Origin of the sequence: Dyella sp. BiH032 (assembly GCF_031954525.1) — a bacterium.
Taxonomy (GTDB): Bacteria; Pseudomonadota; Gammaproteobacteria; order Xanthomonadales; family Rhodanobacteraceae; genus Dyella_D.
The window spans coordinates 3335550-3357989 of record NZ_CP134867.1 but is presented as its reverse complement, the minus strand read 5'-3'; the positions used below and the strand labels follow the sequence as shown (position 1 = coordinate 3357989).

Below are 22440 nucleotides of genomic sequence, written 5' to 3'. Positions count from 1 at the left end.
GCTGTCGAGGTTTTCATGCGTCGAGCCGCCATTCGCCTTATCCGCCGCCCCGGGTGCTGAACCGGTGAGGCGCGCATCGATGCATCGCCGCGGTGCCCTGGCGTTGGCGGCCTGCGCGCTGATGGGTTCCGCCGGCGCGGCAAGCGCGGGCGCGCCCGACGCGCGCACCATCGAGGCGCAGTGGCGCGAAGCCAACCGACCCTACGACGGTGCGCGCGCGGCGCTGCTGAAGGACGTGGACGCACAGGCCTGGCAGGGCCCGTTCTCGCCCGACTGGGAAACGCTGGCGAATTATCGTGCGCCCGATTGGTACCGCGACGCCAAGTTCGGCGTCTTCATCCATTGGGGCGTGTATTCGGTGGCGGCGTACAAGGGCGAGTGGTATCCGCGCCACATGTACGAGCGCGACGGCAAGTACGCGGACTATCACCAGCATCAGGTGGGCACCTACGGCCCCATGCCGCAGGTCGGCTACAAGGACCTGATTCCCCGTTTCAAGGCCGAGAAGTTCGACCCGGTTGCGTGGGCGAAGCTGTTCCGCGATGCCGGCGCGCGCTACGTCGTGCCGGTGGCCGAACACCACGACGGCTTCGCCATGTACGACTCGAAGCTGAGCGACTGGACCGCGGTGAAGATGGGCCCGAAGCGCGACGTCATCGGCGAGCTGGCCAAGGCCGTTCGCGCGCAGGGCATGAAGCTGGGGCTCTCCTCGCATCGCGCCGAGCACGACTGGTTCTTCGAGTACGGCCGGCAGTTCGATACGGACGTGAGCGATCCGCGCTACGCCGCGCTGTATGGTCCGGCGCACCCGTTGCGCGGCGCCAAGGGCGAGGACGGCAAGGAACACGACTGGACCTTCGTCTCCGACGCCTACCTGGACGATTGGCTCGCGCGTTCGGGCGAAATCGTCCAGGACTACCAGCCGGACCTGATGTACTTCGACTGGTGGGTGGACCAACCGCGCTTCCGCGGCGCGCTCGCCCGTTTCGCCGCGTTTTATTACAACCAGGCCGCCGCGCGCGGGCAGGGCGTGGTGCTCAACTACAAGCTCGACGGCATGCGCGCCGGCAGCGGCACGCTCAACATCGAACGCGGCCAGGCCGCGGACATCCGCCCCGATCCCTGGCAGACCGAGACTTCGGTGAGCCGCGACTCCTGGGGCTATGCCGAAGGCGACAGCTACAAGGACCCGGACGAGATCGTCCATCTGCTGGCCGACGTGGTCAGCAAGAACGGCAACCTCTTGTTGAACGTCGGCCCGAAGGGCGACGGCAGCATGCCGCCGCAGGCGGTCGTGATCCTGCGCGCAGTCGGGCAATGGCTACGCGCCAACGGCGAAGCGATCTACGGCACGCGTCCGTGGCGCCGCTTCGGCGAAGGCCCGACCCAGGTCGCCGCCGGCACCATGCAGGACAGTAAGACCGGCGCCTATACCGCCGAGGATTTCCGTTTCACCACGCGCGACGGCCGCCTCTACGCGATCGAGCTGGGCTGGCCGAAGGACGGCCGGGCACAGATCCGTTCCGTCGGCGCCGAGCTTCGCGTGCGTCGCGTCACCTTGCTCGCCACCGGCGCCGAGGTTCCCTTCGAGCAGCAGGCCGATGGCCTGCATTTGCACCTTCCCACGACCCCCACCGGATTGCATGCCTATGCCTATCGCATCGAACTGCAGTAAGCCCCGCCGCCTCGCCCTCGCGTTGCTTTGCGCGGTGGCAGGCATCGCCGCCGCGCACGCGCAGGACGCCACCGCGCCCACGGCGAAGACGCAGAGCCCGCGGCAGAACAGCGAGATCTGGGAGAAGGCCAGCGCCAAGTTCGAGCCGCAGCGCCGCGCGCTGCTGGACAAGGTGGCGAAGGGCGAGAACGCCGGCCCATTCCGCGCCGACTGGGCGTCGCTGCAGGCCTACCGCTCGCCGGCGTGGTACGACGACGCTAAGTTCGGCATCTTCATTCACTGGGGCGTGTATTCGGTGCCGGCATTCGGCAGCGAGTGGTATTCGCGCAACATGTACGTGCAGGGCAGCAAGGAGTTCGCTCATCATGTGGCCACCTACGGCCCGCAGGCGAAGTTCGGTTACAAGGACTTCATTCCGCTGTTCAAGGCGGAGAAGTTCGACCCGGCTGCGTGGGCGAAGCTGTTCCGCGAAGCCGGCGCGCGCTATGTGGTGCCGGTGGCCGAGCATCACGACGGCTTCGCCATGTACGACTCCAAGCTCAGCGACTGGACGGCCGCGAAGATGGGGCCGAAACGCGACGTCATCGGCCAGCTGTCCAAGGCGATCCGCGCCGAGGGCCTGCACTTCGGTCTTTCCTCGCACCGCGCCGAGCACGACTGGTTCATGGGCAACGGCCGCGAGTTCGCCTCCGACGTGAACGATCCGAAGTACGCCGAGTTCTATGGCCCGGCGCAGCTGCGCATGGCCGGCTCGGACAGCGATGCTCTTTCGACCGATTTCACCTATGTCTCGCCGGCCTGGCTGGACGATTGGCTGGCGCGCACCGCCGAGCTGATCGACGACTACCACCCGGACCTCATCTACTTCGACTGGTGGATCGGCCATCCCACCTTCCGCAACTCGCTGCCGCCGATGCTGGCCTATTACTACAACGAAGGCGCCAAGCGCGGCGGCGTGGTGGTGAACTACAAGCTGGGCGAATTCGCCGAAGGCGCCGGCGTGCTGGACATCGAGCGCGGCCGCCTGGCCGGCATCCATCCCACCCATTGGCAGACCGACACCTCGATCAGCAACGACTCCTGGGGCTATATCGAGCACGACACCTACAAGCCGCCGCAGGAATTGGTCCAGCTGCTGGTCGACGTGGTGAGCAAGAACGGCAACCTGCTGCTCAATATCGGTCCGCGCGCCGACGGCAGCATTCCGCAGGGGGCGCAGGACACCTTGCGCTCGATCGGTCGCTGGCTGAAGACCAACGGGGAAGCGATCTACGGCAGCAAGCCGTGGCGCCAGTTTGGCGAGGGCCCGACCGAAGTGGTCGGCGGCTCGTTCCAGGAAACCAAGACCAAGCCCAATACGGCGCAGGATTTCCGCTTCACCACGCACGGCAACACCCTCTATGCGATCGAACTGGCCTGGCCGGCCGACGGCAAGGCGGTGATTCATGCACTCAAGCCCGCCGACGGCGTGAAGGCGGTGAGCCTGCTCGCCAACGGCAAGGCGGTGCCCTTCAAGCAGGAGGACGACGGCTTGCATCTGACGATGCCGGCCAAGCCGGTGGGCGAGTACGCCTACGTGCTGCGCATCGAGCTGACCGGGCAAGGAGCGAAGTAATGCGGCGTGCGTTTTTCCTCGGCTTGCTGCTCCTGCCGACGCTCGCCTGGGCACGTATCCCGGGCGCGATGTTCTATCTGATGGAGTCGCCCAAGTCCTTTTCCTCGTTCGAGGCCCACGCCGACAAGATCGGCGTGGTCGTGCCTACCTGGTACCACGTGGACGAAAGCGGACTGGTCTCGGGCGAGCCGAATCCGCTGGTCATGCAACTGGCCAAACAGCATCGCGTGCCGGTGATGCCGATCCTTTCCGCGGACGGCAAGCGCGACAAGTTCCATCAATTGCTGCACGACGAAGCGGCGAAGAAGGCGATGATCGCCGCACTGGTCGAGCAGGGCACGAAGCACGGCTACCTCGGCTTCCAGTTCGACTTCGAGAACATCGACTGGACCGACCGCGACGCGCTCAGCCTGATGACCAAGCAGACGGCTGAAGCGCTGCACAAGAAGGGCCTGCAGCTGTCCATCGCCGTGGTGCCGAACGCGCCGGGTTATGCGGGCGGCGGCGGTTTCTCGCAATGGATGTGGAAGTTCTGGCGCGGCGCGTACGACCTCAAGGCGCTGAGCCAGTCCGCCGATCTGATCTGCCTGATGACCTACGACCAGCACACGCGCTGGACCACGCCCGGCCCCGTGGCCGGCATGCCGTGGACCGTGCAACACCTGGAGTATGCGCTCACGCAGGTGCCGAAAGAAAAGCTCTCCGTGGGCATTCCCAGCTATGGCTACCACTGGTACGCGGGCGATCCGCGCCGCGAGGACGGCAAAGAGGCATCGAACATCGCCGCCAGCTACATCGACGCGGACGAGTCCCTGCCGCTGGCAAGGCAGTACGGCGCCACCATCCAGTGGGATCCGGTGGAGCACGAATCCTGGTTTTGGTTCTACCGCGACGGCATGCGCGAATGGGTCTTCCTGCCCGACGCGCGCGCGTTCCGCGACCGCGTGGCGCTGGTGAAGCAATACGGCCTGCAAGGCTTCTGCTCATGGGTGCTCGGCGCCGAGGACCCGAAGGTATGGGACGAACTGCCGGAGGCGCAGCGATGAAACGGAATACGTGGCGGGCCTGCCTGCTCGCGATGGCGCTGGCCTGGGGCGCCCTCGCGCACGCGGAACTGGCGCTGGTGCCTTATCCGGCGCACGTGGAAGAAGGGAAGGGTGCTTTCGTCCTGGACAAGCAGGTGAGCATCGAGGCACCGGCCGATGCGCGCTCGCAGGAGATTGCCGCGTTCCTGCGTGACGCGGTCCAGGCGCAGGCGGGCATCGACCTGCCCGAACACGCCGTCCGCAAAGGGCGGCGCATCGTGCTGAAACTCGACCCGGCCGTGACGGGCGAGGAGGCCTATCGGCTGGACGTCAATCCCCGCGGCATCGAGATTCGCGCGTCGACGGACAAGGGCCTGTTCTGGGGCGTGCAGACGCTGCGCCAGCTGCTGCCTGTGGGTGCTTCCGGGTCGGTCAAGGTAACGATACCAACGGTGCGCATCGAGGACGTTCCGGCGTTCGCCTATCGCGGCCACATGCTCGACGTGGGCCGCCATTTCTATCCGGTGGCGTTCATCGAGAAGCAGCTGGACCTGATGAGCTACTACAAGCTCAACGTGTTCCGCTGGCACCTCACCGAGGACCAGGGCTGGCGCATCGAGATCAAGCGCTATCCCAAGCTGACCGAGGTGGGCGCTTGGCGCACCGAGGCGGACGGCAGCCGCTACGGCGGCTTCTACACGCAGGACCAGATCCGCGAGGTGGTCGAATACGCGCGCCAGCGCAACATCATGGTGATTCCGGAGATCGAAATGCCGGGCCACAGCTCGGCCGCGGTGGCGGCCTATCCGGAGCTGTCCTGCGCGAAGAAACCGATCCCCGTGCCGATCGGCTGGGGCGTCTTCAGTGACGTGTTCTGTCCCGCCGACGAGAACGTCTACGTATTCCTGCAGAACGTGCTGGACGAAGTGCTGCCGCTGTTCCCGTCGCCCTATGTGCACATCGGCGGCGACGAAGTGCCGGCCGGCGCCTGGGACCATTGCGATGACTGCGACAAGCTGATCCGCGAGCAGGGCCTGGAGAACGAGGCGGGCCTGCAGAGCTATTTCATCCGGCGCATGCAGGTGTACCTGGCCGGCAAGGGCAAGACCATGATCGGCTGGGACGAAGTCCTGGAAGGCGGCGTGGACCCCGCCGCGGTGGTCGAGGTCTGGCGCGGCGACGCCGGCTTGGGCAAGGCGTTCGCCAATGGCAACCGGGTCATCAATGCCAGTCCCTACTACCTCGACTCTCCGCTGACGCGGTTGGCCGTGGAAAAGCTCTACCTGGTCGATCCGCTGGGCAACGCCGACTTCGCGCAGAGCAAACTGGTATGGGGCGCCGAGGCGCCGCTGTGGAGCGAACGGGCCGATCCGCTGAATGCCGAGCAGCGCCTGTATCCGCGCCTGCTCGCCTTCGCCGAGCGCCTGTGGCGCGGCGGCAGCGCCGACGCGGCGGCCTATGCGGATTTCCACCAGCGCCTGGCCGCGCAATACCCGCGGCTGGACGCGTGGCAGGTGGCCTATGCACCGGAAGACCGCAACACCGCCGACTACGCCATCAGCGCCAATGCCGCCCACGACGGTTGGCGGGTCAGCGCGCAGCGCGGCTTCGACGACGTAGTCACCCACTACACCACCGATGGCAGCGAGCCGACCGCCAGCTCGCCGTCGTTCACCGATGTATTGGATCTGAAACAACCCGGTACGCTTCGCGTGGTTCCGTTCCGCCGCGGCCGTGCCTACGACCATCCGCGCTCGTTCCAGCTCGAACGCAGCGCCGCCTTCGGCGCCGCCGCCAGCGTCGATCCGGCCCCGGACGCCGCCTACAGCGGCCACGGCGCCGCCACGCTCACCGACGGCGTGCTGGGCAGCGATGAGTTCAAGACCGGCGCCTGGCTGGGCTGGGAGGAGATCGATCCCAAGCTGAGCCTGGACCTGGGCAGCGTCACCGAGCTGCACGAGGTCAGTGTGGGCGTGCTTCAGCAGGACGAATCGTGGATCTGGTGGCCACGCAAGGTGCGCTTCGCCGCCTCCGAGGACGGCAAGCACTGGAGCACCCTGCGCGAGGTGAAGATCAAGCCGATCGAGCGCGACCACGTGGGCCATATACAGCGTGTGGCCTATACGGCTTCGCGGCCGTTCCGCGCACGCTATCTGCGTATCGAATTGACCCGCCATCCGGCGGAAGACGGACGCCATACGTGGACGTTCGTCGACGAAATCCTGGCGCGCTGAAGGGCGCGCCAGCTAACAGGAGCAAGACGCTGTACACCCGCCTTCGGGGGAAGGCAGTCCATTAACGGGGAGGAGTTAACCATGTCGCATATCGCATTACGCCGTCACAGGCTGGCCAGCGCGCTCGCGCTGGTACTCCTGCCAACGTTCGCGCTGCACGCGCAGGACGCTGGCACCGGCCAGGCACAGTCCCAGGATCAGTCCACGCAAGCGGACAAGAAAGCCAAGACGCTGGACAAGGTCGTGGTCACCGGCTCGCGCATCGCGCGCGCCGAGGTGGAAGGCCCGGCGCCGGTCAACGTCATCAAGGGCGATGAGATCCAGAAGCAGGGCTTCAACACTGTCTACGAGGTGATGAACTCGATCACCCAGGCCGGCATCGCCGAGACGCCGCCGAGCTGGGGCAGCACGTCGGTCAACGCGCGCCAGCTCAATCTGCGCAACCTCGGCTCCAACCGCAGCTTGCTGCTGATCGATGGCCACCGCGTCACCGACTATCCGATGCCGGCCAACGGCAAGACCAATTTCCAGAACTACAACAACATCCCCACCGGCATGATCGACCGCATCGAGGTGCTGGCCACCGGCGCCTCGGCGATCTACGGCTCCGATGCCATCGGCGGCGTGGTGAACATCATCCTTAAGAAGAACTACCAGGGTGACGACATCAAGGTGCAGCTGGGCACGTCCACCCGCGGCGGCCGCGATTTCGGCGACATCAACTTCGTCGGCGGCCGTTCGGGCGACAACTGGAGCGTGGTGTACAACCTGCAGCGCAGCCACCGCACGCCGCTGTGGGGACGCGACCGCCGCTACACCGATTCGGACGCGGACGCCGGCTATGGCGCCTGGGACCAGAACGCGCGCATGTTCGGTTATCCCCGCTACACGGGTCTGATGCTGGCCGACGCGAACGGCAACTTCATCGCACCTCCGGCGGGCGCGTGTTCGCAGGCCGGCTTCAAGAACAACTTCAGCCAGTATCACAAGCAGACCGTGGCGACCAACGGCAACACGGTCGACCCCACCAACATCACCGACGGCGGCACGTACTGCGCGCAGAACGCGCTGTTCGGCAACTGGGTGCTGACGCCTGGACGCGACGACCGTGATGCCTTCATCGCCGGCACTTACGATTTCGGCGGCGGCGTGCAGGCCTACGGCTCGGTCGGCTACTGGGAAACCCACGGCGTCTCCAATACCGAACTGCCGTTCCTGTACCCGATGGGCGGCATCCCCGGCTCGTTCTACGACCAGGGTACGGGGCAGGTGATCACCAACTATTTCCGCCAGCTGACGCCGGCTGAAATGGGCGGCTACGGCAACACGCACGACGACGAGAAGAACTGGGACATCCACGCCGGCCTGCGCGGCACGCTGTTCGACAACCGCTTCAACTGGGACCTCAACCTCGGCCACGCGAAGTACATCGTGCGCGAGAGCTATACCGGCCTGAACGAGCAGGGCATGTTCGACTACTTCTTCGGCCCCCAGCAGGGCACCACCACGGTGGGCGGCGAGGAGTACCCGGTCTATACGATCAACCAGCAGCGTTTCTGGAACCCGATCTCCACCGCCGACTACCGCAGCTTCGGCGTCAGCGGCCAGAACACCGCGGTGTCGTGGATGGACCAGGCTTCGTTCAATCTCACCGGCGACCTGTTCAGCACCTGGGCCGGCCCAGTCGGTTTCGCCGGCGTGCTGGAGGCCAACCATCAGGGCTACAAGCTGACGCCGGATCCGCGTGGCAACACCACCACCTTCGGCGACCCCTTCCAGGACTACAACGCCGGTGGCGGCACCCGCACGCGCCTGTCCGCGGGCACCGAGTTCCGCGTGCCGCTGGCCGACACGCTGACCTGGAGCCTGTCCGGCCGCCTGGACAAGTACCGCGATGCCAGCAGCGCCGACGTCGCCCGCACCTGGGGCACGGCGATCGAGTGGCGCCCGTTGAACGGCCTGCTGCTGCGCGGCACCTACGGCACCAACTTCCACGCGCCGGACATGCAGTACCTGTACAAGCAGGATTCGCTGTCGACCGTCGGCATCTACAAGGACTACTACCAGTGTATCCAGGCGAAGGACTCCGTCTGTCCCGCCGTGCAGCACACCACGTACTACACGCTGCATGCCGCGGGCGGCCACAACCTTCTGCCTGAGAAGGGCCACGCCTGGACCTACGGCTTCGTGTGGGACGTCAACTGGGTCGAGGGCCTGGCGATCTCGGCCGACTACTGGCACATGGGCGTGGACAACGCCATCGACAACGTCAGCGAAGACACTGTGCTGCAGGACGAAGCCGGCTGCCGCACGGGCCTGCAGGTGGGCGGCGCGCCGTACACGCTGCACTCGCAGGGTTCGGAGTATTGCAAGCAGATCGTCGCCAACGTGATTCGCGATGCGCAGGGCAACGTCACGGCCGTGTACACCGGTCCGATCAACCAGAACAAGCTGTACGTGAGTGGCGTGGACGCCAGCATCACCTATCGCTGGAAGACGCGCGACTGGGGTTCGTTCAACTTCGCGCTGGACTGGACCGACAACCTCTCCTACAAGCTGCGCAAGTACGCCAGCGATCCGCTGCTCAACACCCGCTACGACCGCGTGGCCACGCGTACCCGCGCCACGCTGAACTGGCTGTACGGTCCGTGGGACGTGACGCTGTACGGCGATCGCGCCGGCGGCGTGCGCGCGCCGCGCTACGGCGGTTGCGAGGTGCTGGCCAATGGCATCACGCCGTCGCTGGACGATCCGGCGTGCGTGGTCTACCACGACTACACCAAGCCGTGGGTCACCTTCAGCAGCACCGTGGGCTACCGCTTCGACGAGAAGCTGCGGGTGGGCCTGACCGTGTCGAACATCTTCGACAAGGTGGGTCAGATCCCGTACTACGCGGGCGGCTTCGAGTTCATCCCGACGCTGCAGGGTGCCAACTACAACGGCCGGGAGATCTCGCTGCAGGTGGAATACAAGCTCGATTGAGGCAAGGCGGCGGGGCGCGCTTCGGCGCGTCCCGCCGGCAGGTCCGGCTGCCCCGGCCGGTTCATGACAACAAACGCAGGAACAACAGCATGTCGAAGTGGTCGCAACGTCTCCTCTGCCTGGCGCTCGGCGCGGGCCTGGCCTTCACCGCCGCTGCGCAGAACGCGCCGACGCTGGTGCCTTCGCCGCAACAGTCGCACTGGCAGGACCTGGAGTTCGGCGTGATCGTGCACTTCGGCACCAATACCTTCCTCGATCGCGAGTGGGGCGACGGCAAGGCCGACCCCAAGGTGTTCAATCCGGACAAGGTCGACCCCGTGCAATGGGCGCGCGCCAGCCGCGCGGCTGGCGCGAAGTACATGGTGATGGTCGCCAAGCACCACGACGGCTTTGCCCTGTGGCCCACCGAGCAGAGCAACTATTCGGTGAAGAGCAGTCCGTGGATGGGCGGCAAGGGCGACCTGGTGCGCCTGGCTTCCGATGCCGCGGCCAAGGAAGGACTGGAGTTCGGCATCTATCTGTCGCCGTGGGACCGCCACGAGCCCCGCTATGCCGACTCCAAGGCCTACGACAACTATTACGTGGCCCAGCTGGGCGAGCTGGTGCAGCACTACGGCATGCTGGTCGAATGGTGGCTGGACGGCGCCGGCAGCGCCGGACACGTCTACGACTTCAAGCGCTACATCGAGGAACTGCGCACCTACCAGCCCAACGCGATGGTGTTCGCCGACATGGCGCTGTTCGAGTACGGCGATGCCCGCTGGGTCGGCCAGGAAGACGGGCACATCCGCTACGAGAACTGGAACGTGATCGACCGCCACGGCTACCAGCGCTGGCGCCCGGTGGAGGTGGACACTCCTCTGCACAAGCTGCACTGGTTCTGGCACCCGAACGACGAGGCCACGCTCAAGAGCGTGGACGAGCTGATGGACATCTGGGAAAGCAGCGTGGGGCGGGGCGGCCAGCTGATGCTGGGCATCGCACCGGACAACCACGGCCTGCTGCCCGAGGCCGACGTGAAGCGGCTGGAAGAGTTCGGCAAGGCCGTGGAGGCGCGCTACGGCGACGCCGCCAATCTCGCGCGCAAGCACGCGAAGACGGACGAGAACGCCGAGCGCGCGCTCGACGGCAACCGCGACACCTTCTGGTCCGCGCCGGCGGATGCGCGCAGCGCCACCCTGGAAGTGGATTTCGGCAAGCCGGTCACCTTCGACCGCACGCTGGCGATGGAATGGCTGGACGAAGGCCAGGCCGTGCGCCGCTACGCGGTGGAGATCTGGGACGGCCACGCCTGGAAGGCCGTGGCCCAGGCCGAGGCGATCGGCCACAAGAAGATCGATACCTTTGCACCCGTCACGGCACAGAAGGTACGGTTGCATATCCTGTCCAGCGCCGGAGTCGCGCGTATCCGCGAATTCCAGGTGTTCGACGCGCGCGGGCATTGACGCCAGGATCCCCCTCCCGCCGGGAGAGGGGCGGGGTGAAGGCACGGGCGGCGTGATGGCCGCGTCGCCCGGTTCCTCATCCGGCTGCCGCCGCCTTCTTCCCCAGGGAGAAGGATCCCCACTGGAAATTGACGATTACATCGGAACCTTTCATGCAGAGACGCGCCACGTTCCCTTCATGGTCCGCATGGGCCCTGTCACTGTCGCTCGCCGGCCCTGCCGCCGCCGCGCAGCTGAGTACGCAACCCCTGGAACAGGGCTGGCAATTCCACATCGCACCGAAGTCCGCCGAAGCCAAGACGCATCCGGAGGCCGCCGAATGGCGCACCGCCGCCGTGCCGGGCAGCGTGCAGACCGACCTGCTCGCGGCAGGCGTTGTCGGTGACCCGTTCTATCGCGACAACGAAGGCCGCCTGCAGTGGATCGGGCTGGCCGACTGGGACTATCGCCTGAACTTCAAGGTCGACCCGGCCACGCTCAAGCGCGGCCACGTGGAACTGGTCTTCGACGGCCTGGACACGTTCGCCGACGTCACCCTCAACGGCCGCAAGCTGCTCGCCGCCGACAACATGTTCCGGCGCTGGCGCGTGCCGGTGAAGGGCGCGCTGCGCGCCGGCGAGAACAAGCTGGAAGTGCACCTGCATTCGCCCATCGCGCGCCTGCAGCCGTGGCTGCTCAAGCAGCCGTATGCGTTGCCGGGCGAGTTCGATTCCGCCTTCGGCGACGAGCCCAAGGGCAAGCAGACCGCCAACTACATCCGCAAGGCCAACTACCAGTACGGCTGGGACTGGGGTCCGCGCTACGTCACCCTCGGCATCTGGCAGCCGGTGCGGCTGGAAAGCTGGGACGACGTGCGCATGAGCGATTTCCATGTCGCGCAGCCGCACGTCGATGCCGACGCCGCAGAGCTGCGCGCCGAGGCCGCTGTGCAGGCCGATCAGGCCGGCACGGCGAAGTGGTCCGTGAGCTGGACGGCGCCGGACGGCAGCCGCCAGGAGACCAGCCAGGAGGTCGAGCTGCGCAAGGGCGAGAATGCGCTCAGCCTGCCCATCCGCATCGAGCATCCGCGCCGCTGGTGGCCCGTGGGCTATGGCGCGCAGGACATGTACCGCTTCGAAGCCACGCTCAGCCGCGACGGCGAAACGCTGGCCACCGCCAGCCGCGCCACCGGCCTGCGCAGCGTGGAGCTGCGCCGAGACAAGGACCAGTGGGGCCGCGGCTTCGCCTTCGTGGTCAACGGCGTGCCGGTGTTCGCCAAGGGCGCCAACCTGATCCCGTTCGACAGCTTCCCCACGCGCGTCACGAATGAGCGCATGGCGCAGATCCTGCGCTCGGCACGCGACGCCAACATGAACATGCTGCGCATGTGGGGCGGCGGCCATTACCAGAGCGAGGCTTTCTACGAGGAAGCGGACAAGCTCGGCCTGATGATCTGGCAGGACTTCATGTTCGGCGGCGCCATCCCGCCCTACGACGAAGCCTTCCGTGAAAACACCCGGGTCGAAGCAGTGGAACAGGTGCGCCGTCTGCGCGACCATCCCAGCATCGTGCTGTGGTGCGGCAACAACGAAGTGCAGACTGGATGGGAAGCGTGGCCTGACCGCAAGGCGCTGCGGCAATCGCTGGCTCCCGACGAAGTCGCGCGCATCGAGAACGGCATGAAGGCGCTGTTCGACGACACCCTGCGCAACGTGGTGAAGGAAAACACGCCGGAAGTGCCGTACTGGGCCAGCTCGCCCAGCACCGACTACGAAGGCCCGGCCAACCAGCTGACCGACGGCGACTACCATTCCTGGAGCGTCTGGTCCGGCTCCAAGCCGATCGAGCAGTACCTGAGCGAAACGCCGCGCTTCCAGTCCGAATACGGCCTGCAGTCCTTCCCGGTGATGGCCACCGTGCGCGCCTTCGCCGAGGACCGCGACATGGAGCCGAACTCGCCGGTGATGCGCGCGCACCAGAAGTTCGCCAACGGCGACGGCAACGACCGCCTGCTGCTGTACATCCGCAAGTACTACGGCGAGCCGAAGGACTTCGAGTCGTTCGTCTACCTCAGCCAGGTGATGCAGGCCGAGGGCATCGAGCTGGCCGCCGAGCACCTGCGCAGCGTGCGTCCGCAGGCGATGGGCTCGCTGTACTGGCAGTTGAACGATGTGTGGCCGGGCGCGTCCTGGTCCAGCGTGGACTACTTCGGCCGCTGGAAGGCGCTGCAGTTCCACGCGCGGCGCTTCTACGCGCCAGTGCGCGTGGTGGCGATCCACAATGACGGGAAGAGCGATGTGTTCGTGGTATCCGACCGCACCGCGCCGTTCCAGGCCACCTTGCGCAGCCGCGTGATGACGATGGAAGGCAAGGTGCTGCGCGAGCGCAAGCAGCCGCTCAAGGTCGAACCGCTGGCCAGCGCCAAGGTGGCCAGCCCCACCGACGCCGAACTGCTGCGCAAGGCCGATCCCGCCGACAGCTTCGTGGTGTACGACCTGCTCGACGACAAGGGCGATCTCCTGTCGCGCCATCTGCTGTTCGTGAAGCCGCCGATCGACCTGAAGCTGCCCGATCCGGACCTGAAGGCCGAGCTGCGCGACAACGGGCAGGGCGGCGTGCTGGTGGTCAGCGCCAAGCGCCTGGCGCGCGAGGTATGGGTGAACTTCGGTGCGCTCGATGCCACGCTGGAAGACAATGCCTTCGATCTGCTGCCGGGCGAGACGCGCGAGCTGCGTGTCGACAGCCAGGCCGGCATCGACGCCCTGCGCGGTGCGCTGCGCGTGCGTTCGCTGGCCGGGGCCACCAAGGGAGAGACCAAGCCGTGAACACGTCCCGCCGCGATGCCCTCAAGATGATGTCCTTCGCGCTCGGCGCCGCCACCCTTGGTGCGCCGGGCCTGAGTCTCGCCAAGTCTGCGTCGTCCTTCGCCAGCAAGCGCCCAGTGCCGGGCAAACGCAAGTTCGTCAGCAAGTCGGTGGAGCAGCTGATCGCGCGGACCAAGGCGAAGATCGCCGATCCGGAGCTGGCCTGGATCTTCGAGAATTGCTTTCCCAACACGCTCGACACCACAGTGGAGTTGGGCACGCTGCGCGGCAAGCCGGACACCTTCGTGGTGACCGGCGACATCGACGCGATGTGGCTGCGCGATTCCTCTGCCCAGGTCTGGCCCTACGTGTCGCTGGCGAAGGAAGACGCCGATCTGCGCCGGCTGTTCCGTGGCCTGATCCGCCGCCAGGCGGTGTGCATCGCGATCGATCCCTATGCGAACGCCTTCCTGCCCGACCCCACGGCCAAGACCAACCTGGACTGGGCCCAGCAGGACATCACCGACATGCGCCCCGGCGTGGCCGAGCGCAAGTGGGAGATCGATTCGCTGTGCTATCCGATCCGGCTCGCCGCGGCGTACTGGAAAGCCACCGGCGACCGCGAGCCGTTCGACGACGACTGGCGCGCCGCCATGCGGCTGGTGGTGAAGACCTTCCGCGAGCAGCAGCGCAAGGACGGCCACGGCCCGTACCACTTCCAGCGGCGCTCGCCCATTCCCACCGAAAGCCTGTTCCTCGGCGGCTACGGCAGCCCGGCCAAGCCGGTGGGGCTGATCCATTCGATGTTCCGTCCTTCCGACGATGCCTGCCTGTATCCGCTGTTCATCCCCGCCAACCTCTTCGCGGTCTATGCGTTGCGCGAGCTGGGGCCGATGACGCAGGCGCTGTTCGGCGACACCGCGTTCGCCGACGAATGCAAGGCCCTGGCGGACGAAGTGCAGCACGCTGCCGAGAAGTACGGCGTGATGCGCGATGAGCAGGGCGCCGAGTTCTGGGCTTATGAAGTGGATGGCTACGGCAACCAGCTCTTCATGGATGACGCCAACGCGCCGGGCCTGCTGAGCCTGGCCTATCTCGGCTGCTGCCCGCTCGACGATGCGCGTTTCCGCCGCACGCGTGAACTTGCCTGGAGTACGCGCAATCCGTACTTCTTCAAGGGCAAGGCGGCCGAAGGCGTCGGCGGCCCGCACGAAGGGCTGCGCATGATCTGGCCGATGTCGATCATGATGCGCGCGTTCACCAGCCGCGACGACGCGGAAATCCGCCAGTGCCTGCACTGGCTGAAGACCACGCATGCCGGCACCGGCTTCATGCACGAGGCGTTCGACCAGGACGACCCCGCGCATTTCACCCGTCCCTGGTTTGCCTGGGCGAATACGCTGTTCGGCGAGCTGATCGTCGAGCTGGCGGACAAGCGACCCGCGCTGTTGCGCGGCTGAGGCGAACCGTGTCGTTCCCCCTCCATCCCCCTCTGGAGTTTCCCTCATGGTGACACGCAGGCGATTCCTGCAAGGCGCAGTGGCCGCGGCCCTGCTCGGCAACCGGCTCGATCCGTTCGGCAGCATCGCCGACGCGCGCGCGGCGGGCGCGAAGGTCGCCGTTGACGGCGCGGGCGCGGTGACCGGCGTCTCGCGCTATGTCGACGTCTTCATCGGCACCGGCGGCCACGGCCACACCTATCCCGGTCCGTCGCTGCCGTTCGGCATGGTGCAGCTCAGCCCGGACACCTACGACGCGCAGTGGGATGCCTCGTCCGGCTACCACCAGGGCGACGGCTCGATCATGGGCTTCTCGCATACCCACCTGAGCGGCACCGGCGCCAGCGACATGCTCGACGTGCTGGTGATGCCGTGCACCGGCCCCGTGCGTCTGCAGCCGGGCGATCGCGAGTATCGCGGCACCAATTACCGTTCGCGCTACGACGGCGTGCCGCCCACCAACACGCCGTCGCCCTCGCAGCAGGGCCAACCAGCTACGCGCGGCTATCGTTCGCGCTACGACACGGCCGACGAGCACGCGCGGCCCGGTTACTACAGCGTGCGTCTGAAGGATTACGACGTGCTCGCCGAGCTGACCGCCACGCTGCGCGCCGGCCTGCATCGCTACACCTTCCATGGCAAGGACGAAGGCCACTTGCTGGTGGACTTCGCGCACGGCTTCCACGACGACCCGGCGACGCCGACCAAGGTCAGCGACGCCTCGCTACGCCTCGTCGGCAAGGACACTCTGGTGGGCAGCCGCCGCGTGCACCAGTGGGCGAATGGCCGCTACATCCACTTCGCGCTGAAGGTTTCGCACCCGTTCGATCGCGCCGTGCTGTACAGCGCCGACGCGCCGCTGGCCGGCGCGAAAGAGGCGGCGGGCACCAACCTCAAGGCCACGCTGCACTACAAGAACCCATCGAAGGCACCGCTGCTGGTGAAGGTGGGCATCTCCGGCGTGGACGTGGAAGGCGCGCTGCGCAACCTCGACGCCGAAGTGCCTGGCTGGGACTTCGACGGCGCGCGCGATGCCGCCGCCGCCGCGTGGGAGAAGGAGCTGGGCCGCATCCGTGTCGATGCCGCCGCGGAGGACACCAAGCGCATCTTCTATTCCGCGCTGTACCACACCATGCTCGCGCCCACGCTGTTCAGCGACGTGGACGGCCGCTACCGCGGCATGGATCTGAAGGTGCATCAGCTGCCGGAAGGCGCGCACAACTACAGCACCTATTCGCTGTGGGACACCTATCGCGCGGCGCATCCGCTGTACACGCTGTACCAGGCCGAGCGCGTGCCCGACCTGGTCAACGGCCTGCTGCGCATGGCCGCGGAAAGCCCGGACGGCCCGCCGGTATGGCCGCTGCAGGGCGTGGAGACCGGCTGCATGATCGGCTACCACTCCGCGGTGGTCGTCGCCGAAGCGGTGGCGAAAGGCTTCCCCGGCGTCGACGCGAAGCAGGCCTGGCCGCTGTTCCGCAAGCGCGCGATGGAGGACGACTATCGCGGCCTCACGTACTACCGCAAGCTCGGCTACATCCCCGCCGACAAGGAGTGGGAAGCCGTCAGCAAGACGCTGGAATACGCCTACGACGACTGGGCGCTGTCGCACCTGGCCGACGCGGCCGGCGCGAAGGCCGACGCCGAGGCGTTGCGCCAGCGCTCGCGCAACTATCGCAACGTGTTCGACAAGAGCGTGGCGTTCATGCGCCCGCGCGGCGAGAACGGCCAGTGGCTCGAGCCGTTCGATCCGCGCAGCATCGGCCACAGCAAGAAGTGGCGCGACTTCACCGAGTCCAACGCCTGGCAGGCTACCTTTCTCAACCAGCACGACCTGTACGGCTACATGGAACTGTTCGGCGGGCAGCCGGCGTTCGAGCACAAGCTGGACGAACTGTTCACCACCAGCTCCGAACTGCCGGCGGACGCGCCGCCGGACATCGCCGGCCTGGTCGGCCAGTACGCGCACGGCAACGAGCCGGGGCATCACATGCCTTACCTGTATGCCTACACCGGCGCGCACTACAAGACGCAGTCGCGCGTACGCATGCTGCTGACGGAGATGTACCGCGCCGATCCTGACGGCCTCGCCGGCAATGAGGATTGCGGCCAGATGAGCGCGTGGTATGTGCTCGGCGCGATGGGCCTGTATCCGGTCGATCCGGTGAGCACGTACTACGTGTTCGGCAGCCCGGTGCTCGACCGCGCGGAAATCGACGTCGCCGGCAAGCGACTGGTGGTGGAAGCGAAGGACAACGGCCCCGACAGCCCCTACATCCAGTCCGTCACCTGGAATGGCCAGCCCTGGAGCAAGAGCTGGATCACTCACGCCGATCTCGCCGCCGGCGGCACGCTGGTGTTCCAGATGGGCAAGACGCCGAACAAGCAGTTTGGCGCTGCGCCGGCCGATCGTCCGCCGTCGTTCGGCGCGCCGATGAAGGCCTGATGGCTCGCTAGAGAGCCTGGAAAGAGAACGCCCTCTCCCCTCCGGGGAGAGGGCCGGGGTGAGGGGCCCTACGGAGCGCAACAGCTCTTATCGCGAGCCCTTCCCACTCCTCCAAAATCCTCAACGCCCCTCATGCGGCTCTTCGCCATGCCCGCGCTGCCCCGGCGCGTGCTGCGCGGGCGCGGCATGCGGCGCCGGCGTCGGACGATTGGCTGGCATGGCCGGATGATAGGCCGGCGCCGGCGCATAGCTGCGCTCCGGTATCGCGCGCGGCGCGGCGCGTTCGGCGCCATTGCCCTGCGGGTACGACATGCGCGGAGCCGGCTCGCTCATGTGTGGCGCGTGTTCACTGATGCGCGGCGCAGGTTCATTCATGTGTGTGGCGCCGCCACCGCGCTGGACGTTCTCCGGCCGTGGCGGTGCCGTTTCGAGTGTGCGCGGCTGCGCCATCGCACCATGGTTACCGTGCGGCCCGAACGATGCGGAGGGCAGAGCGCCTGCGCGCGGCGCGGCGTCGTTCATGGGGCGCGCGCCGGCATCCACCGTTCGCGGTTGCGGTATCGGCGCTCCGCGCCCGCCGTGCGGAGCGAACGAGGCCGAAGGCACCGCACCTTCCGGCGCGCGCGGCGATGCGATATTGGGCGCCGCCGCCGGGCCACGCGGAGCGATGGGCGCACCGTGCGCGGCCGTGATGCCGCGCTCGGCGAATGCGCCCGGACGCGGTGTCGCCGCAATGGCTGGCGCGCCGTGATTGAACTGCGCGCGCAGGTCGTGGTTCTGCGCGGCCTGCGTCATCTGCTGCCGTTGCGCAGCAATCGGGCCGCTGCGCTGCATCCGCTCGGCCTGCAGTTCCTGTGGCGTGGCGCGCGCCGCGGTGCCGCCGGGGCCGCCGTTGTAGCTGATGCGGTTGACGGTGACGTTGTTGATCACCGTCTTGTTGTAGACGTTGGTGATGTTGGTGGTGATGTGGTTGACGCTGCGGTTGTAATAGAACCGGTCGCGGTCCCAGTAGCCGCCCGCATAGCCCACGCCGGTATAGCCGAAGCCGTAGTTGATGCCGCCATAAAAGCCCACGTGCGGGCCCCAGTAGCCGGAGTGGAAGACGTATACGCCGTCGTCCCAGCCCCACCATGCGGGTGTCCACAGCGCGCCGGAGAACGGCGGCAGCACCCAGGTGCCGGGCACCCAGTAATAGCCGCCGTCGTCGTCGTAGGCCCAGTATCCCGGCACCCAGAGATAGCCCGGCGCGGGGATCGGCGGCTGTACGTAGACGGGCAGGGGCGGCGGGGCGATGTTGACCGAGACGAACACGCCCGCTGTGGCAGGCTGGGGCAGCGCGAGGGCGACGCCGGCGAGCAGCGCCCATCCCAGCAATCCGCGCGACAACGAAACACGCGCCTGCTGGCGGAACGAAACGCGGGTCGGTGCAAAGGACATGAGGGACTCCTCGTCAACGGCGACGTTGCGTGGGTTTAGAACGGCGCGGTGGAATCGGCGCTGACGCCGCGGCGGCGAAGATTCAGGGCGATTTCATGCTGTCGCCGCGCTTGCGTTCGCGAGCAGCGATGCCGTGCGTCGAAAGGCCGCGTTTGTCGCCCCGGCGGCGCCATGCGCATGGCAGCGGTTCATCCAGGCGAGCGTTGGCGTGCGTGAGGCGCAAAAAAAGACGGCGCCTCGCGGCGCCGTCTTTCGATCCGTTCGGGAGCATGGTGCGCTCCCGCCGTCCTTACAGGCCCAGCACGGTTTCCGCCTTCACGTACGGCAGGCCGTGGGCCTGCGCGACCGGCTCGCAGACCACCTTGCCGTCGATCACGTTCAGGCCGTTGCGCAGGTGCACGTCTTCGGCCAGCGCCTTCTGCCAGCCCTTGTTGGCCAGCGCCAGGGCGAAGGGCAGGGTGACGTTGTTCAGCGCGAAGGTGGAAGTGCGCGCCACGGCGCCCGGCATGTTGGCCACGCAGTAGTGCACCACGCCGTCCACCACGTAGGTCGGGTCGGAGTGGGTGGTGGCATGCGAGGTCTCCACGCAGCCGCCCTGGTCGATCGCCACGTCGACGATCACCGAGCCCGGCTTCATGGTGCGCACCATGTCGTGCGTCACCAGCTTCGGCGCGGCGGCGCCCGGCACCAGCACGGTGCCGATCAGCAGATCGGCGCGGCGCACCAGTTCCTCGATCGCCGAGCGGGTGGAGAACACGGTGGAAATGGAGGTGCCGAACTGCGTGGCCAGGCGCTTGAGCGCTTCGGCCGAGCGGTCGACCACGGTGACCTTGGCGCCCATGCCCACGGCGATCGTCGCCGCGTGGGTGCCGGACACGCCGCCGCCCAGGATCACCACTTCCGCTGCCGGCACGCCCGGCACGCCGCCGAGCAGCACGCCGCGGCCGCCCTGGGCCTTCTCCAGCGAATGCGCGCCCACTTGCGGGGCGAGGCGGCCGGCGACCTCGGACATCGGGGTCAGCAGCGGCAGCGAGCCGTTCGGCGAGGTCACCGTCTCGTAGGCGATGCAGACCGCGCCGGAAGCGATCAGGTCCTGTGTCTGCTCCGCATCGGGCGCCAGGTGCAGGTAGGTGAAGAGGATCTGGCCCTTGCGCAGCTTCTTGCGCTCGACGGCCAGCGGCTCCTTCACCTTCACGATCATGTCGGCCTGGGCAAAGATCGCATCCGGACCTTCGACGATCTTCGCGCCCGCGGCGACGTAGTCGGCATCCGCCAGCCCGGCGCCGAGGCCGGCGCCCGCCTCGATCAGCACTTCATGCCCGTGGTGTACCAGTTCCTGCACCGACGACGGAACGAGGCCGACGCGGTATTCGTGGTTCTTGATCTCTTTCGGTACACCGATGCGCATGGCTGGGAATCTCTCTATCAGAAGTGAGGTTTTCGGCTGGTCCCGACGCGGGCGCCGGGGACGCAGCAGTATGATCGGTGGACTGAGCAATTTCTCGCTCATTTGGGCAGGTTTGTCGCTAAAATGTCGAACTTTGTTCGATTGATCGGCTGATTACTGGAAAGTTATGCCAAGCCACGATCCAAGTCGCGATCCGGGCCTCGACGACCGCGACCGCGCCATCCTGAAACTCCTCCAGGAAGACGGCCGCCTGACCAACCTGGAGCTGGCCACCCGGATCAACCTTTCCCCCTCGGCCTGCCTGCGCCGGGTGAAGCTGCTGGAGGAGCGCGGCCTGATCTCACGCTACGTGATGCTGCTGGACGAAAAGGCCGCGGGCCTGGCCGGCACAGCCTTCGTGCTGGTGACGCTGGACCAGCAGGGCCGCGCGGCGCTCGACGCGTTCGAGGCAGCGATCCAGCGCCACCCGGAGGTGACGGAGTGCTGCCTGCTGGCGGGCGCTGCGGACTACATGGTGCGCGTGGTGTATGCGGATTCCGCGGATTTCGAGCGGATCCATACGGACATCCTGACGCAGTTGCCTGGGGTGGTAAGGGTGCAATCGACGTTGGCGTTACGAACGGTGAAGAGGACGACGGCGTTGCCGGTGTGAGTTGGTGGCGCCGGTTGGCGTGGCCAGTGGTGATATCGCTCGGTTGTCGCGGGTGCGTCGCCAGCCTTGTCTCGCCCCTCGCGGGGCGAGGGTTTCGCTCTCCTGCCGGAGAGCGAGTTACTTCTTCTTGCTTCCCAAGAAGAAGTAACCAAGAAGAAGGGCCTCCTGCGCGGCGCCCTCCGCAGCCTACGCTGCTGCGGGTGCGTTGAGGGCTGGCCGGGCTTTTTGACAGGGCATCCATGCCCTGATCAAAAAGGCGGGGACGTCCTGTCCCCGCCCGCCTGCGGCGGCCTGATCGTCCAGCCCTCACCGCCGCGAAGGGAACCCGGCAGATCAAGAGCGCGACGGAGCGTCGCTTCGCTCGCTCTTGTTTTGGTTATTGGCTGCTTGCCGTGGTACCGCACTTCTCCTTCTCCCCTCCGGGGAGAAGGCGGGATGAGGGGTGGGTGCTTGCGGGAACGTCGCTAGAGCAGACGTGGCTTTTAAAGTCGAAGCAAAAAAATGGGTACGCGCCGCTTGCTGCGAGAGGAAGTGCGAAGGAGCAGCAGAAGCTGGGCTCTCTGAGCAGCGGACAGTAGGCACAAGGAACGACCATCCCCTCGCTCCGTAGGCCTCCTCACCCCGCCCTCTCCCCGGAGGGGAGAGGGAGAAGTGCGGTGCTATCGCCAGAACAAGACACGCTCACGCAACGCTCCGCGTCCTCTCCGCCCCGGCGCCTCGACGTCCCCTCCACGCACCTCAGTCCCCCTTCGAGTCGCGCGGGCCAGCAAAGTAAGAAAACACACCGTGCTCTCCTAACCCCCGCCGCGAGCCTTTGACCTCAGGCCATTTCTCTTTGGTTACTTTCTCTCGAGGCCCCCCTTGAGGGGGTTGGGCCAGCAAAGAGAAAGTAACTCGGGCGCCGGCAGGCGTCCGACATGCCCGCTGCATAAGCGGCCAGATCACCGAGCCGTGGCTTAGTGCAAATCACCAACCTCACATCCCGACAGGCATTCGAAGTGCCCGCTGCATAAGCGGCCAGATCACCGAGCCGTGGCTTAGTGCAAACCACCAACCTCACATCCCGACAGGTATTCGAAGTGCCCGCTGCATAAGCGGCCAGATCACCGAGCCGTGGCTTAGTGCAAATCACCAACCTCACATCCCGACAGGCATTCGAAGTGCCCGCTGCATAAGCGGCCAAGTCGCGGAACAGTGACTTAGTGCGAACCACCAAGCCCCAACCTCGCAAGCCAGCAG

General features: G+C 66.7%; 12 protein-coding genes. 10 read left to right on the top strand and 2 right to left on the bottom strand.

The genetic code is table 11. From position 1 onward, the window contains the following. Window positions 1-79: 79 nt before the first annotated feature. From RKE25_RS14720 to RKE25_RS14680, 9 genes are all read left to right on the top strand, one after another. Window positions 80-1675 (top strand): alpha-L-fucosidase, encoded by a 1596-nt coding sequence (locus tag RKE25_RS14720; RefSeq protein ID WP_311838848.1) that lies wholly within the window; start codon window positions 80-82, stop codon window positions 1673-1675. Further along, window positions 1650-3290, top strand: a complete 1641-nt coding sequence (locus RKE25_RS14715) for an alpha-L-fucosidase (RefSeq protein WP_311838847.1) — start codon at window positions 1650-1652, stop codon at window positions 3288-3290. The genes RKE25_RS14720 and RKE25_RS14715 overlap by 26 nt, the downstream gene beginning before the upstream one ends. Beyond that, on the top strand, window positions 3290-4336 hold the full coding sequence (locus RKE25_RS14710; protein WP_311838846.1) for a glycosyl hydrolase family 18 protein: 1047 nt from the start codon (window positions 3290-3292) through the stop codon (window positions 4334-4336). Before RKE25_RS14715 ends, RKE25_RS14710 begins: the two co-directional genes overlap by 1 nt. Then, the gene (locus RKE25_RS14705; RefSeq protein WP_311838845.1) at window positions 4333-6549 is read left to right on the top strand and encodes a family 20 glycosylhydrolase; all 2217 of its coding nucleotides are present in this window, start codon (window positions 4333-4335) and stop codon (window positions 6547-6549) included. The genes RKE25_RS14710 and RKE25_RS14705 overlap by 4 nt, the downstream gene beginning before the upstream one ends. Before the next feature lie 81 nt (window positions 6550-6630). Continuing rightward, complete coding sequence (locus RKE25_RS14700; protein ID WP_311838844.1) at window positions 6631-9531, top strand: TonB-dependent receptor; 2901 nt, start codon at window positions 6631-6633, stop codon at window positions 9529-9531. A gap of 89 nt (window positions 9532-9620) precedes the next feature. Next, window positions 9621-10976, top strand: a complete 1356-nt coding sequence (locus RKE25_RS14695; protein WP_311838843.1) for an alpha-L-fucosidase — start codon at window positions 9621-9623, stop codon at window positions 10974-10976. A 152-nt stretch (window positions 10977-11128) separates the two neighbouring features. Further along, window positions 11129-13780: a glycoside hydrolase family 2 protein gene (locus RKE25_RS14690; protein ID WP_311838842.1), complete on the top strand. Its 2652-nt coding sequence runs from the start codon at window positions 11129-11131 to the stop codon at window positions 13778-13780. A gap of 26 nt (window positions 13781-13806) precedes the next feature. Then, window positions 13807-15219, top strand: coding sequence for a glycoside hydrolase family 125 protein (locus RKE25_RS14685; protein WP_311842400.1), 1413 nt, complete (start codon window positions 13807-13809; stop codon window positions 15217-15219). A 46-nt stretch (window positions 15220-15265) separates the two neighbouring features. Beyond that, window positions 15266-17704, top strand: a complete 2439-nt coding sequence (locus RKE25_RS14680) for a GH92 family glycosyl hydrolase (protein WP_311838841.1) — start codon at window positions 15266-15268, stop codon at window positions 17702-17704. Window positions 17705-17824: 120 nt separating this feature from the next. On the opposite strand, the gene RKE25_RS14675 is transcribed toward RKE25_RS14680, so the two are convergent. Further along, the gene (locus tag RKE25_RS14675) at window positions 17825-19141 is read right to left on the bottom strand and encodes a hypothetical protein (protein ID WP_311838840.1); all 1317 of its coding nucleotides are present in this window, start codon (window positions 19139-19141) and stop codon (window positions 17825-17827) included. A 289-nt stretch (window positions 19142-19430) separates the two neighbouring features. Next, entirely contained in the window at window positions 19431-20549 is a 1119-nt protein-coding gene (gene ald / locus RKE25_RS14670) for an alanine dehydrogenase (RefSeq protein WP_311838839.1), read from the bottom strand. A 166-nt stretch (window positions 20550-20715) separates the two neighbouring features. Here ald and RKE25_RS14665 point away from each other — a divergent pair, with 166 nt between their 5' ends. Next, window positions 20716-21201, top strand: coding sequence for an Lrp/AsnC family transcriptional regulator (locus RKE25_RS14665; protein ID WP_311838838.1), 486 nt, complete (start codon window positions 20716-20718; stop codon window positions 21199-21201). Window positions 21202-22440 lie beyond the last annotated feature (1239 nt).